The 14,149-nt window shown below is 69.6% G+C and carries 14 protein-coding genes; 6 read left to right on the plus strand and 8 right to left on the minus strand.

Annotated features, from left to right (window positions below; all coding sequences use genetic code 11):
- Positions 1 to 3: 3 nt before the first annotated feature.
- The 3 genes from OP79_RS21720 to OP79_RS21730 are packed head-to-tail and all read right to left on the minus strand — an operon-like array spanning position 4 to position 2,377.
- On the minus strand, positions 4 to 777 hold the full coding sequence (locus OP79_RS21720) for an enoyl-CoA hydratase/isomerase family protein (RefSeq protein ID WP_033321969.1): 774 nt from the start codon (positions 775 to 777) through the stop codon (positions 4 to 6).
- Entirely contained in the window at positions 774 to 1,217 is a 444-nt protein-coding gene (locus OP79_RS21725; RefSeq protein WP_033321970.1) for a Zn-ribbon domain-containing OB-fold protein, read from the minus strand. Before OP79_RS21725 ends, OP79_RS21720 begins: the two co-directional genes overlap by 4 nt.
- A gap of 11 nt (positions 1,218 to 1,228) precedes the next feature.
- Positions 1,229 to 2,377, minus strand: a complete 1,149-nt coding sequence (locus OP79_RS21730) for a lipid-transfer protein (protein WP_033321971.1) — start codon at positions 2,375 to 2,377, stop codon at positions 1,229 to 1,231.
- Positions 2,378 to 2,530: 153 nt separating this feature from the next.
- Here OP79_RS21730 and OP79_RS21735 point away from each other — a divergent pair, with 153 nt between their 5' ends.
- Positions 2,531 to 4,171 (plus strand): FadD3 family acyl-CoA ligase, encoded by a 1,641-nt coding sequence (locus OP79_RS21735; protein ID WP_106972442.1) that lies wholly within the window; start codon positions 2,531 to 2,533, stop codon positions 4,169 to 4,171.
- Between the two features lie 3 nt (positions 4,172 to 4,174).
- Here the strand turns inward: OP79_RS21735 and OP79_RS21740 are convergent, their stop codons facing one another.
- Positions 4,175 to 4,810 carry a hypothetical protein gene (locus OP79_RS21740; RefSeq protein ID WP_033321973.1) on the minus strand — a complete coding sequence of 212 codons (636 nt, stop codon included), beginning with the start codon at positions 4,808 to 4,810 and terminating at the stop codon, positions 4,175 to 4,177.
- Between the two features lie 610 nt (positions 4,811 to 5,420).
- Positions 5,421 to 5,636: a DUF397 domain-containing protein gene (locus OP79_RS51940; RefSeq protein ID WP_078491933.1), complete on the minus strand. Its 216-nt coding sequence runs from the start codon at positions 5,634 to 5,636 to the stop codon at positions 5,421 to 5,423.
- Between OP79_RS51940 and OP79_RS21745 the strand changes: the two genes are divergently transcribed.
- The gene (locus OP79_RS21745; RefSeq protein WP_051744800.1) at positions 5,630 to 5,917 is read left to right on the plus strand and encodes a ribbon-helix-helix domain-containing protein; all 288 of its coding nucleotides are present in this window, start codon (positions 5,630 to 5,632) and stop codon (positions 5,915 to 5,917) included. The genes OP79_RS51940 and OP79_RS21745 overlap by 7 nt on opposite strands.
- Entirely contained in the window at positions 5,917 to 6,312 is a 396-nt protein-coding gene (locus OP79_RS21750; protein ID WP_033321975.1) for a type II toxin-antitoxin system VapC family toxin, read from the plus strand. The genes OP79_RS21745 and OP79_RS21750 overlap by 1 nt, the downstream gene beginning before the upstream one ends.
- A 161-nt stretch (positions 6,313 to 6,473) precedes the next feature.
- Here the strand turns inward: OP79_RS21750 and afsS are convergent, their stop codons facing one another.
- Both afsS and afsR read right to left on the minus strand, forming a co-directional pair.
- Positions 6,474 to 6,686: a regulatory protein AfsS gene (gene afsS / locus OP79_RS21755; RefSeq protein ID WP_033321976.1), complete on the minus strand. Its 213-nt coding sequence runs from the start codon at positions 6,684 to 6,686 to the stop codon at positions 6,474 to 6,476.
- A gap of 231 nt (positions 6,687 to 6,917) precedes the next feature.
- Positions 6,918 to 9,869 carry an SARP-family global regulator AfsR gene (gene afsR / locus OP79_RS21760; RefSeq protein WP_033321977.1) on the minus strand — a complete coding sequence of 984 codons (2,952 nt, stop codon included), beginning with the start codon at positions 9,867 to 9,869 and terminating at the stop codon, positions 6,918 to 6,920.
- 267 nt (positions 9,870 to 10,136) lie between these two features.
- Here afsR and OP79_RS21765 point away from each other — a divergent pair, with 267 nt between their 5' ends.
- The 3 genes from OP79_RS21765 (at position 10,137) to OP79_RS21775 (ending at position 13,209) form a co-directional block, all read left to right on the plus strand.
- The gene (locus OP79_RS21765) at positions 10,137 to 11,369 is read left to right on the plus strand and encodes an amidohydrolase family protein (protein ID WP_033321978.1); all 1,233 of its coding nucleotides are present in this window, start codon (positions 10,137 to 10,139) and stop codon (positions 11,367 to 11,369) included.
- A gap of 20 nt (positions 11,370 to 11,389) precedes the next feature.
- Complete coding sequence (locus OP79_RS21770; RefSeq protein ID WP_245685403.1) at positions 11,390 to 12,292, plus strand: LLM class F420-dependent oxidoreductase; 903 nt, start codon at positions 11,390 to 11,392, stop codon at positions 12,290 to 12,292.
- Positions 12,293 to 12,462: 170 nt separating this feature from the next.
- The gene (locus OP79_RS21775) at positions 12,463 to 13,209 is read left to right on the plus strand and encodes a response regulator transcription factor (protein WP_078491926.1); all 747 of its coding nucleotides are present in this window, start codon (positions 12,463 to 12,465) and stop codon (positions 13,207 to 13,209) included.
- A 120-nt stretch (positions 13,210 to 13,329) separates the two neighbouring features.
- Here the strand turns inward: OP79_RS21775 and OP79_RS21780 are convergent, their stop codons facing one another.
- Positions 13,330 to 14,145, minus strand: coding sequence for a hypothetical protein (locus tag OP79_RS21780; RefSeq protein ID WP_033321980.1), 816 nt, complete (start codon positions 14,143 to 14,145; stop codon positions 13,330 to 13,332).
- Positions 14,146 to 14,149: the final 4 nt, after the last annotated feature.

The raw sequence follows: 14,149 nt of genomic DNA on the forward strand, positions 1-14,149 counted from the left end.
TTCTCATCGGACGCGGTGACCACCGGCCCGCCGGGCGGCGAACAGTTCCGCCTGGCGGGCCGCGGGCAGGTTCCCCAGCGAGATGAGATGCGGAGCCTGTGCGAACCCCTGCGCCCGCGCCGCCTCCTTCGCCGCCCACAGCGCACGGACCGTGCCCTGCACACCCTCGGCCGGATACCCGGCGATGACGCCGGCGCAGGCCACCGCGGCGTCCAACGCCCCACCCGCCTCGGTGAGTTCGGACACCAGCCCCACCTCGTACGCCCGCCGCGCCGAGATCCGCTCCGCCGTCCCCATCAGCATCATCCGCGCGACCTCCCCGTACGGCATCCGCTGTGCCATCAGCACCGACTCGTACGCGCTGACCATGCCGTACGCGGTGTGCGGGTCGAAGAAGGTGGCGTCGGCACCGGCGATGAGGAAGTCGCTCTCGCCGAGCAGATAGAAGGCCCCGCCACAGGCCATCCCCTCCACGGCTGTGACGACCGGCTTCCACAGGTCGTTCGTCTTCGGCCCGATCCGCAGCAGCGGATCGTCCTGCATGTACGGCGAGTTCGGCTGCGGCACGACGGCGTCCCGGTCGAGGCCGGTGCAGAAGGCCCGCTCCCCGGCCCCTGTGAGCACGGCGGCCCGCACGGAGTCGTCGAACCGCAACTCATGCCACAGCTGGGTGAGTTCGTCGGCCATGGCGACGTCGATCGCGTTCAGTCGCTCGGGCCGGTCGAGGGTGACGACGGCGACGCCGGTGTCCTTGTCGGTGGTGAGGCGTATGGTCATGGGCGCTCCAGGATCCACTGGGGGAGGTGGGCCGTCCGCTCGAACACCACCTGTACCTTCGCCCCGATCCGAATCCGCTCCGGCGGAAGGGAGCCCAGAGGGGCGTCGGCGCCGCTGACCAGATTCCCGACGAGCCGGATCTGCGGCGCTTCGGCGAGCTCGACGACGATCACGTTGTACGGGGCCAGCTCCGCGTACGCCGGAAGAAGCGGCGGATGCGGGACGACGTACGACCAGATCCGTCCCTTTCCGCTCATCAGCCGCCACTCGCTCGCGAAGGACTGGCAGTGGGGGCAGCAGGGCCGGGGCGGGAACCGGAGTTCGCCGCAGTCGGCGCAGGCCTGGACGCGGAGTTCGCCTCGAGCGGCGTACTCCCAGAAGGGGGCGCCGTCGTCGTCGCGGACGGGGGACAGGAGTTCTCCCGGCATCGTCGACTCCATTCCTCAACTCCTCAGTTCCGTAGGAGGATCGCGGAGGTCGGAACCCCCTCGCCCGCCGTGACCAGGCAGGTCGAGGCGTCCGGGACCTGGGCGGTGCTCGTCCCGCGCAACTGCTTCACGCCCTCGTTGATGAGGTTGAAGCCATGGACGTACGCCTCGGAGAGTCCTCCGCCGCTGGTGTTGAGCGGCAGCCGCCCCCCGATCTCGAGGGCGCCCCCTTCCGTGAACGCACCGCCCTCGCCCCGGCCGCAGAAGCCGTAGCCCTCCAGGGAGAGCGGGACGAGTGCCGTGAAAGCGTCGTAGATCTGCGCGACATCGACGTCGTTGGGCCCGAAGTCGGCCTGTTTCCACAGGTGTCGGGCGGTCGTCCAGGCGGGACCGGTGAGCGGGTCGTCGTTCCAGTAGTTGACCATGCCGTGGTGCTGGGCGGGCAGGCCCTGGGCGGCGGAGTGGACGTACACGGGTGTGTGCCGGCAGTCGCGGGCCCGTTCCTTCGACACGATCACGCAGGCCAACGCCCCGTCCGTCTCGAGGCAGTTGTCGAAGAGGCAGAGGGGTTCGCTGATCCAGCGGGAGGTCATGTACATCTCGCGGGTCAGCGGGCGCTCGTACATCATCGCGGCGGGGTTCTGGTTGGCCCGGTTGCGGCAGGCCAGGGCGACGTTGAAGAAGTGGTCGCGACTCGCGCCGTACTCGTGCATATAGCGGCGCGCGAGCATCGCGATCTCGTCGGCCGGGCGGAGGAGCCCGAAGGGGCGGGTCCACTGGGCGGGGGTTGGGAGCTGGACGGCCGTGTTCTTCCAGGGCCTTGGCCCGGACCCCCTCTTCCGTGACCGCCAGGCGACCCCGACGGAGGCCTGCCCGGTGGCGATGGCGGCGGCGAGATGGGCGACGGTGGCGCAGGAACCGCCTCCGCCGTAGCCCACTTTGCTGAAGAAGGTGAGATCCCCGGCGCCGATCGCCTTCGCCAGCTCGACCTCGTCGGTCTCCTCCATGGTGTACGAGGCGAGCGCGTCGACCTCGCTCGGCGGGATCCCGGCGTCGTCGAGGGCGGCGAGGACGGCGCGGCAGGCCAAGGTCTTCTCGGACTCCGGGAGTTGCTTGGCGAAGGCGGTCTGACCGATGCCGACGATGGCGGTCGCGTCCTTGAGCCCCGCCATGCCCCCCGCCGTGAGTCCTGCCATGGGCACGCACCTCCGCTGCTGTGGTCCGTACTGCTCCCGGACTGCTGACAGTGCGTCAGGCTACAGCTAATCTGACGGGTAGTCAGCTAGTGGTGCACGGGTACGCCTGTTGGTATGGGGAGGCTTGCGATGCGCGGGGACTTGGTGCGCGGGGACCTGGAGTGGGGCAGCATCCCGGGGCTGGTCCGTGCGGCGGCCGACCGGTACGGGGACGCCGAGGCGGTCGTGGAGGGGCGTACGCGCATCTCGTACGCGGAACTGGGCGCGCGCGTGGAGCGAGCGGCTGCGGCCTGTGTCGCGAACGGTGTCCAGGCCGGCGACCGCGTGGCGATCTGGGCGCCGAACTCGCTGGACTGGATCGTCTCGGCACTGGGCGCGGTGTCGGCCGGGGCGGTGCTCGTACCGCTGAACACGCGCTTCAAGGGGGCGGAGGCGGCGTATGTGCTGGCGCGCAGCCGGGCCAGGTTGTTGTTCGTGACGGGGACGTTCCTGGGGACGTCGTATGTGGCGTCGCTGCGGCGGGCGGCTTCGGAGGGACCCGCTTCGGAAGGGCCGGGAAATGGACCTCTCCCCGGACTGCCGCACCTGGAGCAGGTGGTGGTGCTGTCGGACGACGCGCCCGCCGACTTCCGTACGTGGAAGGACTTCCTGGCGAGCGGAGACGGCGTCGGGGAGCCGGAGGTACGGGCGCGCTCAGCGGCCCTGACGCCCGACTCACCCTCCGACATCATCTTCACCTCGGGTACGACCGGCCGCCCCAAGGGCGCCGTGATCACGCACGCGCAGACGCTGCGGGCGTACGCGATATGGAGCGAACTGGCAGGCCTCCGCACCGGCGACCGCTACCTGATCGTGAACCCCTTCTTCCACACCTTCGGCTACAAGGCGGGCGTGATCGCCTGCCTGATGCGGGGCGCAACGATGATTCCGCAGCCGGTGTTCAACGTGGACACCGCGCTGGCGAACATCGCGGCGGAACGGATCTCGGTTCTCCCCGGCCCACCAACCCTCCACCAGTCTCTCCTGGACCACCCGTCCCGCGACTCGTACGACCTCTCGGCCCTGCGCCTGGTGGTCACGGGCGCGGCTGTCGTGCCACTCCGCCTGGTGGAGCGCCTCCGTACGGAACTCGGCGTAGGGACGGTCCTGACCGCGTACGGACTCTCCGAGGCGAGCGGCATCGTCACGATGTGCCGCCGCGGGGACGAACCGGCGGTGATCGCGTCCACGTCGGGGCGGGCGATCCCGGACACGGAGGTGAAGGTGGTGGGACCGACGGGAGCTGCCTTGCCGCCCGGCTCCCCGGGGGAGGTCCTGGTCCGCGGCTTCAACGTCATGCGGGGCTATTTCGAGGACCCGCAGTCGACGGCCGCCGTGCTGACACCGGACGGCTGGCTGCGTACGGGCGACGTCGGCGTCCTGGATTCCGCGGGCAACCTCCGCATCACCGACCGCATCAAGGACATGTTCATCGTCGGCGGCTTCAACGCGTACCCGGCGGAGATCGAGCAACTCCTCGGCCTCCATCCGGACGTGGCGGACGTGGCGGTGATCGGCATCCCGGACGGCCGGCTGGGCGAGGTGGGCAAGGCGTATGTCGTACGCCGCCCAGGGGCGCCCCTGACCTCGGACGACCTGATCGCGTGGGCGCGACGCGAGATGGCGAACTACAAGGTGCCGCGGGTGGTGGAGTTCGTGGAGGAGCTGCCTCGGAACGCGAGCGGGAAGGTGGTGAAGGGGGAGTTGCGGGGGCGCGTACGGGGGGCGTGAGGTTCAGAACAGGGTGGGCGGCTCGGAGCGCTCGATCTTGATGTGCCGCATGGTCTCCTCCCCGTAAGCCTCCCGGAGGACCGGCGCGGCCTTCTCGGGATCGGAGACACCCATGACCACGGAGTGGGCGTTCATGCCGACCGTCCAGATCATGAAGGTGCCCTTCCAGCGGTCCATGTCACCGCTGATGCGATCGACGAGTTCCTTGAGCTCGGTCTCGGTGACCTCGGTGTCGTACAGCCGCACCGTGACGCCCTTCTCGGCGGCACCGCAGATGTCGGCGTCGAACTTCTCGGCTTCCTTGCCGGGGATGCGGTAGACGTTCGCGGCCCCGTTGGCGTCGTCGACCGAGAAGCCGGTGAAGATGCCCGGGTGCGCCTTACCCATCCTGTCGATGTACGCCAACACCCGGTACAGCGGAGTGTCGTCGGGGCGGCTGCCCTTGGGGCCCCAACTGGGAAGCCGCCCTTCCGGCTGCGTACCGACGCACACCTTGGCCGGCTCGAGGGCGGCCGGGGCGCCGCCGCCTCCCTTGGTTTCGCCGTCGGCCCCGGCGGCACTGGCACTCTGCAGCGCCCCGAGCGCCAGCGCTGTGACGGCGGCGCCCGTCGCGCTCCTGGTGATCCTGCGCTTGTCCATGTCGCCTCCCTGATGCCCTGCGTACTCTGCGACGCCCTGCGTCCGCATCGATCGGTACTGGGACGTGGGCAGCGGCGGAGGGGTTCGTTCCATTATCCGTTCGGCTGAGCGCTCCCGGGGCGGAGGCGGGCCAGGGCGGCCCGGATCTCCTCGATCATGCGAGCGGGCCGGTGGAAGACGTCTTCGGCGGTGAACCGGAGGAGAGTGCGGACCTCCGGGCACTGGAGGACCTCGTTGAAGCGGGTGATGTCGCGGCGGTGGGACTCGCGGGTGCCGTGGTAGGCGTAGCCCTCGACCTCGACGGCCAGGCCCTCGGCTCGGAACCGGCATCGAGGGCACGCGAGACCAGCAGCACCCCGCCCTCAGCCAACTCCACCAGTTCACTCCGCTCCACACCCAAACTCTCCCGAACTCCCCCCACCCTCGCTGCCCCTGTGGACAACCCGAGCCGGGACAAGGAAGGGAGGGATTGGAAGGTTTGGGCCAGGGCTGGTCCCGTGTTCTCGGGTGATGGGGTGGCGTCTGGTGGCCCAAACCTTCCAAAGGCTCCTGCCACGTGGAGCGCGCCAGGTGTGCGAGCTGGTCGAGGGATGCGGTGCATGGCGACCACTCAGGTCGTACGCCCCTGCTTCACCTCTGCCAGGAAGGCGGACCAGGCCGTGGTCCGGAAGAGGAGGACGGGGCCGCCGTGGTGGGCGGTCTTGGAGTCGCGGACGGGGATTGCTTCGGGGTGGCCTAGTGCTACCTCTACGCAGTTGCCGCCGTCCCCGTCTGGAGCGCGGCGGGCCGGTTGCGGCGAGGGTCGGTATGGTAAGTGGTATGGCAACTAAGAAGTACACCGTGACGCTGCCGGAGGAGCTTGCCGAGGAGATCCGGCGGGAGGTCGGGCCCGGAGGGTTCAGTGCCTACGTCACTCATGCCATAGAGCGTCAGCGGGAGCAGGACCGGCTGGGGGAGCTGGTTGCGTGGATGCAGGAGGAGGGCGGGCCGCTCACGGAGGAGGAACTGGCCGAGGCCGAGGCCGAACGTCGCGAACTTGAGCGTTACTTCGCCGAGCGCGGTGCCACGGCCGAGAACGGCGGATCCGACCTTCCGATGGTGGGCTGATGGGCGTCGGAACCTATGTGCTGGACTGCGAGGCCCTGTCCCGGGCAGCACTGCGCGAACGGAAGATGACGCTGCGGCTCACGGAGGCCCACCGCTCCGGCATCCGCGTGGTGACCAGCTCCATGACGCTGATCGAGGCGTACCACGGTCAGGTGAAGCGTGGGGCCTGGGCGTGGGCGATGTCCCGTGTCGTGGTCGAGCCCGTGTCGAGGGAGGTCGCCGATGACGCGATCGCGCTGCTGGAGGACGCCGGGCTGCACGGCCACAAGTACGCGATCGACGCTGCGCTGGCGGTGATCGCGGGGCGGCAGGCCGGGAACGTCGTGCTCTACACCTCGGACGAGGACGACATGAAGAAGCTGTGCGGGGGGCGGGTGGCGGTGAGGGGGTTGTAGCGGGGCGTCGGCCGAGCATGCCGATGGGGGCCGAGCCGGGTGGGCTCGGCCCCCATCGGGTGGTGCTGCCTCAGCCGTACCCAGGACAAGCCTCGGCCGCGGCGGCTCCCCCTCCGCGCCGCCGCGGCCGATCCCCGTCGGGAGGTGGGCTACTTGGAGCGTCAGCTCGGCGGGCTGTTGTCCTCGGGGGTGGCGTCCCCGTCTGACACCGGCTGGCTGGGCGGGCTGTTGTCCTGCGTGGTCGCGCCCCCGTCTGACACCGGCTCGCTCGGCGGGCTGTTGTCCAGCGTGGTGAAGGTCTCCTTGCCTACCGGCGCGCTGGGCGGGCTGTTGTCGTGGGGCTTGAGGTCCGTGTCCTTGGCCTTCTCGGTCATGTGCTCAGCTTCCTCTTCTCTGGTGAGTGCGGAGTGAGGAACGCCCGCCCGGATGCTCCCCCGAGGGCCACCGGACGGGCGTCGTGGAGCCGTATCCCCCGCGATCGGGCTCCTGGTCCCACCGCCTGCCCCCCGACGCGACGGTGTGACAGATATGAGAGTGCCTGGCGGCGATAAACGAATGCTGAACGCCCGCAACACACTGGAGCGCCTCTTGATGCTCAGGCACGCTCAGGCCGCCGTGGCAGGGCTGAGCAACGCGCGTACCTCGTCGGCTTCCTCGGCGATGCCGTTCACTTCGTAGAGGTTGAGAGCCTCCCGCCAGCATGCCTGCGCACGGTCCGCCTGCCCCAGAGCGGAGAGTGCCCGCCCGAGGAGGGTCAGGACGTTGCCTCGCATCCAGTCGCCGCCGACGCAGCCCAGGGCGAGCGCCTGTTCAGCTCCTTGGGCTGCTCGTGCGGGGCGACGGACGGCGAGATGCACTTCGGCGATCCGGAAGTGGGTGTTCCCCTGCCAGAGCCGCTGTCGATGGTCGGTGAAGATGCTCAGCGCGTCCGAGAACTCGCTGAGCGCCTCGGCGTGACGTCCGGCCCCGGCCAGAGCCATGCCCAGGTTGTAGTGCCCGTTGGCCTTGCGCATCGGCTTCCCCAGCTCGGCGTGGGCCGCGAGCGCCTGCTGCGCGAGCTCGACGGCCTTCGCGACGTTGCCCATCCCCAGGTGGGCGCGGGAGAGGTTGGCCAGGGCGACTGCTTCGTTGAGCCTGTTGCCGACCGCTCGGTAGCCCTCTATCGACTGGTCGAAGAGGGTCTTGGCGTCGACGTACCGCTTCTGCCGCAGGAAGATGTTGCCCCGGTCGTTGGCCGCCCAGCTCCTTGCGGTGATGTCCCCCGCGGAGGCCGCGAGTTCCATGGCGAGCTCGGCCTGTTCCGCCACCTGCTCGATTCGTCCGGAGACCAGGAGGACTTGGGAAAGGGTCGTACGTGCTCTGCCCTCCGCACGTACGTCTCCCGCGGCCCGTGTGGCCTCGCACGCCGCCCTGGCCGTCGTCTCGTACTGGTGGGAGTTCGCGCCCGACTCGGTCAGGTCCTTGGCCATCCACAGGAGATCGACCGCACGCCGCAGCCTGTCCGTGCCCGCGGACTGGTGTACGCAGGCCAACAAGGAAGCCGCCTCGGTGTACAGCCAGTCCAGGGCGGCGGCGCCCTCGGTGAACCTGAGCCCCGCGTACTCCGTCGGCTCCAGGTGATCCACGAGCCGGTCACCGGGCCGCTCGATCGCGTAAACCCCTGCCGCCGTAGCCAGATAGAAGTCCAGCAACCGTGACATGGCCGCCTCCCGCTCGCTCGGCGGCTGCTCGTCCCTCTCCGCACATGCACGCGCGTAGAGGCGCACCAAGTCGTGGTACCGATACCGCCCAGGAGCCGCCGACTCCAGCAACGACGTGTCGACCAGCGACTCCAGCAAGTCCTCCGTCTCCTCGGCCGGAAGGTCCAGCACCGCCGCAGCCGCAGCCAGCGAGATGTCCGGCCCGTCCGCCAGCCCCAGCAGCCGGAACGCCCGAGCCTGCGCGGGCTCCAACTGCCCGTACCCCAGCTCGAAGGTGGCCTTCACCGCCAGATCCCCGGCCTGCAGCTCATCGAGCCGCCGCCGTTCGTCGCCCAGCTTGGCCGCCAGCACCGACACCGTCCACGTACGACGGGCCGCCAGCCGTGACGCCGCGATCCGGATGGCGAGAGGCAGGAAGCCGCACGCCGCGACCACATCCAGCGCGGCCTCCCGCTCCGAAGCCACCCGTTCCTCGCCCACGATCTTCGTGAACAGCAACAGCGCTTCCTCCGGGGACATCACGTCCAGGTCCACGAGGTGCGCGCCCGCCAGGTCCACCATCCGTACGCGCGAGGTGACCAGCGCCGCGCACCCCTCCGTCCCGGGCAGCAGTGGACGTACCTGGGCGGCGTCCCGCGCGTTGTCCAGCAGCACCAGGACCCGCCGCCCGTCCAGCACCGACCGGAACAGTGCCGCCCGCTCCTCCAGCGAGTCCGGGATGGCGGAGTCCGCCGTCCCCAACGCACGCAGAAAGGCACCAAGCACCGTCTCCGGCTCAGCGGCCCGCGCTCCCGCCCCCTGCAAGTCCACGTACAACTGCCCGTCCGGGAAGGCGGAACGCGCCTGGTGCGCCACATGCACCGCCAGCGTCGTCTTGCCCACGCCCCCGATGCCGGCCACCGCCGAGACCGCCATGACCCGGCCCTCGGCGGAGGCGAGGACCTCTCCCAGCTCGGAGACGAAGGAGGCGCGTCCGGTGAAGTCGGGAACGGTGGCGGGGAGTTGGGCCGGCTTCACCGGCGCAGCGGCGGGCTCCTCCACCGGAGCGGACGGTTCCGCGAGGGCCGGGTCCGCCTGCAGGATCCGTTGCTGCAAGTCCTTCAGCCCCGGCCGCGGGTCCACCCCCAGCTCGTCCGCCAGCAGGCGCCGCGTGTCCGCGTACACCGCCAGCGCCTCCGCCTGCCGCCCGCTGCGGTACAGCGCCAGCATCAGCAGTTCCCGCAGACGCTCACGCAGCGGATGGGCCGCCGTCAGGGCGGTCAGCTCGGAGACCGCCTCCGCGTGGCAGCCCTGTTCGAGGTCCATGTCGAGCCGGGTCTCGGCGAGTTGGAGACGCCACTCCTCCAGCCGCGTCCGCTGCGTGTCCGCGTACGGACCCGGAACGCCCGCAAGTACCTCCCCGTCCCACAGGCTCAGCGCCTTGTTCAGCAGGGTGCGCGCATGGCACAGGTCCCCGGCGGTGCGGGCCTTCTCCGCGTCCGCCGCCAGCTCCTGGGCCAGGGCGAGGTCCAGTGCCCCCTCGCCGAGGGAGCGGATCGCGTACCCGCCCGACTCGCTGACCAGGACCCCGGAGCCGAGGACCTTCCGGAGGCGGGAGGCGTACGTACGGACCGCCGCCAGCGCCTGGGACGGGGGTTCCTCGCCCCAGAGGGCGTCGATCAGTTCGGACGCCGTGGCCGTACGGCCCTCGCGCAGGAGCAGTGCCGCGAGCAGCGCGCGCTGCTGCGGGGAACCGGTGGGCAGGGACTCCGCGCCCTGCCAGGCGCGTACCGGGCCGAGCAGGCTGAAGCGGAGCGATGCCGCCGATTCCTCGGGGCGCCCCTGCTCCAGCGGCTCTACTCGCGGTACACCGTCCATCGCTGTCCCCCTGCCGAACTGTCATGACAACCACGCCAGTTTGCCTTGTTCACGGCGGATACGTCAGCCGTGGGAGACACCGATCACAGGCGGACATGCCATGAACTGAAACGTCTCACACGGCCCCCACACGGTCCCCTCAACCTGGAGACCGCTTGCCGCGGACAGATACAGGGGCGGACGGCCGGCATACGTAGCTGGCGCCGTAGCTGACGTCATAGCTGACGCCCCGTCAGATCAGCGCTACCGTAAGACCCCATGGAGACCATGGAGACCTTCCCGAAGATCATCTCGGTGGACGACCACACGGTGGAGCCCCCCAACGTCTGGCGGGACCGGCTCCCGTCGAAGTACCAGGACCGAGGCCCCCGTATCGTCCGCGCGCCACTGAAGGAAATGACCTTCCTGGGCGGCAAGTTCGCCCCCGTCATGGGTAACCCTGGAGACGACGGCCCCATCGGCGACTGGTGGGTCTATGAAGACCTGCACCGGCCCCTCACCCGTCTCGACACCGCCGTCGGGTACTCCCGCGACGAGATCAAGCTCGAGATCATCACGTACGAGCAGATGCGCCCGGGCTCGTACGACGTCCCGCAGCGCCTCGCCGACATGGACGTCAACCACGTCCAGAGCGCGGTCTGCTTCCCCACCTTCCCCCGCTTCTGCGGCCAGACCTTCACGGAGGCGAAGGACCACGAGCTCGGTCTGCTGGGGGTGCGCGCGTACAACGACTGGATGGTGGAGGAGTGGTGCGGCCCCGAGGCGCAGGGGCGGCTGATACCGCTCACGCTCATCCCTCTCTGGGACGCCGAACTGGCGGCGCAGGAGGTGCGCCGCAATGCCGCTCGCGGCGTACGCGCTGTCGCCTTCTCCGAGATACCCCCGCACCTCGGACTGCCGTCCGTCCACACGGACGACTGGGACCCGTTCCTCGCCGCCTGCGACGAGACCGGCACCGTCATCGCCATGCACATCGGGTCCAGCAGCAAGATGCCGTCCACCTCGGCGGACGCGCCGCCCGCCGTCGGCTCCACCATCACCTTCGCCAACTGCTGCTTCTCGATGGTCGACTGGCTGATGAGCGGCAAGTTCGAACGCTTCCCGAACCTCAAGGTCATGTACGCGGAGGGGCAGATCGGCTGGATCCCGTACATCCTCGAGCGCGCGGACGTGGTGTGGGAGGAGAACCGCGGCTGGGGCGGAGTCGCCGACAAGGTCCACCGGCCGCCCTCCGAGCTCTTCGCCGAGCACGTCTACGGCTGCTTCTTCGACGACGCCTTCGGCCTGAAGAACCTCGACGCGATCGGCGTCCCGAACGTGCTGTACGAGACCGACTACCCCCACTCCGACTCCACCTGGCCCGAGTCCAGGCAGGTCGGCGAGGCCCAGATGGGGCACCTGGACGCGGACGTCGTCGACCGGATCGTACGGCGCAACGCGATCGAGCTGCTGGGGCTCACGGAGGACGGGCTCTGGGCCGGACCGGGCGGTGCCCGTTGAGCAGCCCGATGCTGTACGGGATGCAGCTCCCGGTCCAGTCGCAGAGCACGATCTACGCCGAGGCGTGGGAGGCGGCGGCCGGTCCCGACGACCTCGTCGAGATCGCCCGTACCGCCGATCGCTCCGGCTTCGCGTACGTCGCGAGCTGCGACCACGTCGCCATCCCGCGCCGTCTCGCGGCGGCGATGAGCACCGTCTGGTACGACCCGGTCGCCACGCTCGCGTTCCTGGCCTCGGTCACCGAGCGCGTACGGCTGCTCAGCCATGTCGCCGTGGTGGGGCTGCGGCACCCGCTCGTCACCGCCAAGCAGTACGCGACCCTCGACCACCTTTCGCGCGGCCGTCTGATCCTCGGGGTCGGCGCCGGGCACGTACAGGAGGAGTTCGAGGCGCTGGGCGTCGACTTCGAGCGGCGGGGGGCCGTGCTCGACGAGAGCATCGACGCGCTGCGGTCCGCTCTCGGGCGCGACGAATTCCCCGAGCACCACGGCAAGCTGTACGACTTCGAAGGGCTCGGGCAGCGGCCCCGGCCGACGCAGGCACAGGTACCGGTCTGGGTCGGCGGGTCCTCGCCCGCCGCCGTGCGCCGGGCCGCGGTCAAGGGGGACGGGTGGCTGCCGCAGGGGGATCCCAGGGACCGCCTGCCGGACCAGATCGCCCGCCTGAAGCGGATACGGGAGGAGGCGGGCATCACCGACCCCGTCGCCATCGGCGCCATCACCGAGCCGCTGTACGTGGGGGAGCCGGGCTGGGACGTCGGCCGCCGTACCCTCTCCGGCCGCCCCGAAGCGCTCGCCGAGTCGCTGCGGGCGTACCGGGCGATGGGGGTGCACCAGATCCAGGTGCGATTCCGCTCCCGGAGCCGGAGCGAACTCACGGACCAGATGGGGGCGTTCGGGACGGAGGTGGCGCCGCACCTGTAACTCGGCATCTTTGACTCCGCAACCATGGGGAACTGGCCGGGGCGTCGGTGAGATGGCGAGAACTGACTGCCTGTCTGACAGCCTGACAGCGATTTCTTTGAAGATTTGAACAGGCTCCGCCCGAGTCACGTACGTAGAGACGTCATGACTTCGGCTGAAGGACACGCGAAATGCGATCTTCCAGGCATGTCAGTACGGCGGATCACGCGCCCCACCCCCCCACACCTGCCGTTTCGTCCCGAGGCCTGACGGTCGTCCTGGCCTGCGCCCAGGACGACTGGCCGCATGACGACTGGCCGACCTCGGACGATCCGCACGTGAGCCAGGTGCTGTACTCCCCGGCTCCCTACCGTTTCCTGCGCGACCGTGCCCGCAACGGCGACAACGAGGCCGTGGACGTCGTGGTGCTGCCCTGCGAGAACCCGACGGTCGCCTTTTCCGGGCTGCTGAACGCCATGGGTGACATGAACGCATCAGTAATCGTCCTCAGCCCCGAGCGCGACCCCGACGTGATCGTCGACGTCTTCCGCGGCGGAGCCGGCTACATGGTGGAGGGCGACTACTGCACCTGCATGCTCTCCGCGGCGGTCGTGGGCGCCACGGTCGGGCACACCTATCTCTCGCCCATGGCGTGCGCGGCCCTCAGAGAGTGCGCCCAGCGCATGGCGGCTCCGCGCGACGACGCCCTGGAACGGCTCCGCTCCCTGCTCTCGCCCCGCGAGCGGGAGGTCATGGAGCTGCTGTCGACCGGCCTGGGCGCGCAGGAGATCGGGGTGCGGCTGGGCCTGAGCGAGAAGACCGTCCGCAACAACCTCAGCAACATCTACGCCAAGCTGGACGCCCGGGGGAGTACGGACGCGGTCCTGCGCTGGCTGGGCGCCAGGCAGGGCGACAGCCTGGGGTCCGCGGCCCGCTGACGCTGTCGTCGATCTGCCGCCGACGGGCAGAGGCACGGGCACGGAAGAAGCCCCCGCGTGAGCGCGGGGGCCGGTTGTGTTCCGTTTGCCGTCGTCGGCTGTCGCTGTCCGCCCGACGAGTTACGGTGCCGGGATCTCCGACAGCGGGACCTCGACGTCCGTGACGTTCGCGCCGCCCTTGTTGAATCCGGGCTGCTGCGACTCGGCGCGGAGCTCGGCGATCTCGGCGCTCTGCGGGCTGTCCTGGAATTCCTCGGCCTCCGGCGTACCGCACTTCACGTTGCGTATCCAGAGACGGCCGTCAGGAGCGCCGTTCTTCAGGAGCTGCGGATAGAAGACGTGCACGCTCGTGCCGCCCTCCTTGGGAGAGAAGAACACCTTCTGGCCGTTCTGCTCCTCCTTGTACGTGGCCTTGAGGAATCCGCTCACGTCGGTGCGCTTCTCGGACCACATGAAGAACCCGATGTGGTCGGGCATCACCGTGCCCGGCAGGGTGAAGTCGAAGCCGGTCCCCTTGTCGTCACGCGTGAGGTTGAACTCCGTCGTGTTGAACTTGGCGCCGATCTCGAAGAACGAGTTCCCCAGCTTCGATTCGGCGTCGGCGACGAAGCCGTCTTCGAGCGTGATGAACCTCGTCACGGACGTGGCCACGCCGAAGGACTTCTCGCGTTCGGTGGTGGACCCGCAGTTGTTGGACGGGGTGGAAACGCGCTTGTTGGGTCCCAGGTTGTTCCTCTTGACCTGGACGTCAACGAATTCGCAGTTCTCCAGGGTGGCGGCGTCCTCCGCGCAGTCCCTGGACACTTCGGAGGGGGTGGCGGCACCCGCCGAGTACATCAGCGGAACGGCCACGCCGGCGGCCACCACTGGAGCCAGCATGAAGGTGATGCGCTTCTTCCTGCTCCGGTGATTTCCCTTGTGACTGCTGCGTGTCATGGTG

The sequence above is a fragment of the Streptomyces yerevanensis genome, from assembly GCF_000716805.1.
Lineage (GTDB): Bacteria > Actinomycetota > Actinomycetes > Streptomycetales > Streptomycetaceae > Streptomyces > Streptomyces flaveus.

What these genes read in the sequence shown, in the direction of transcription:
- OP79_RS21720 (WP_033321969.1), bottom strand. Translation starts at nt 777, where the DNA reads ATGACCATACGCCTCACCACCGACAAGGACACCGGCGTCGCCGTCGTC.
- OP79_RS21725 (WP_033321970.1), bottom strand. Translation starts at nt 1,217, where the DNA reads ATGGAGTCGACGATGCCGGGAGAACTCCTGTCCCCCGTCCGCGACGAC.
- OP79_RS21730 (WP_033321971.1), bottom strand. Translation starts at nt 2,377, where the DNA reads ATGGCGGGGCTCAAGGACGCGACCGCCATCGTCGGCATCGGTCAGACC.
- OP79_RS21735 (WP_106972442.1), top strand. Translation starts at nt 2,531, where the DNA reads ATGCGCGGGGACTTGGTGCGCGGGGACCTGGAGTGGGGCAGCATCCCG.
- OP79_RS21740 (WP_033321973.1), bottom strand. Translation starts at nt 4,810, where the DNA reads ATGGACAAGCGCAGGATCACCAGGAGCGCGACGGGCGCCGCCGTCACA.
- OP79_RS21745 (WP_051744800.1), top strand. Translation starts at nt 5,630, where the DNA reads ATGGCAACTAAGAAGTACACCGTGACGCTGCCGGAGGAGCTTGCCGAG.
- OP79_RS21750 (WP_033321975.1), top strand. Translation starts at nt 5,917, where the DNA reads ATGGGCGTCGGAACCTATGTGCTGGACTGCGAGGCCCTGTCCCGGGCA.
- afsS (WP_033321976.1), bottom strand. Translation starts at nt 6,686, where the DNA reads ATGACCGAGAAGGCCAAGGACACGGACCTCAAGCCCCACGACAACAGC.
- afsR (WP_033321977.1), bottom strand. Translation starts at nt 9,869, where the DNA reads ATGGACGGTGTACCGCGAGTAGAGCCGCTGGAGCAGGGGCGCCCCGAG.
- OP79_RS21765 (WP_033321978.1), top strand. Translation starts at nt 10,137, where the DNA reads ATGGAGACCTTCCCGAAGATCATCTCGGTGGACGACCACACGGTGGAG.
- OP79_RS21770 (WP_245685403.1), top strand. Translation starts at nt 11,390, where the DNA reads ATGCAGCTCCCGGTCCAGTCGCAGAGCACGATCTACGCCGAGGCGTGG.
- OP79_RS21775 (WP_078491926.1), top strand. Translation starts at nt 12,463, where the DNA reads ATGCGATCTTCCAGGCATGTCAGTACGGCGGATCACGCGCCCCACCCC.
- OP79_RS21780 (WP_033321980.1), bottom strand. Translation starts at nt 14,145, where the DNA reads ATGACACGCAGCAGTCACAAGGGAAATCACCGGAGCAGGAAGAAGCGC.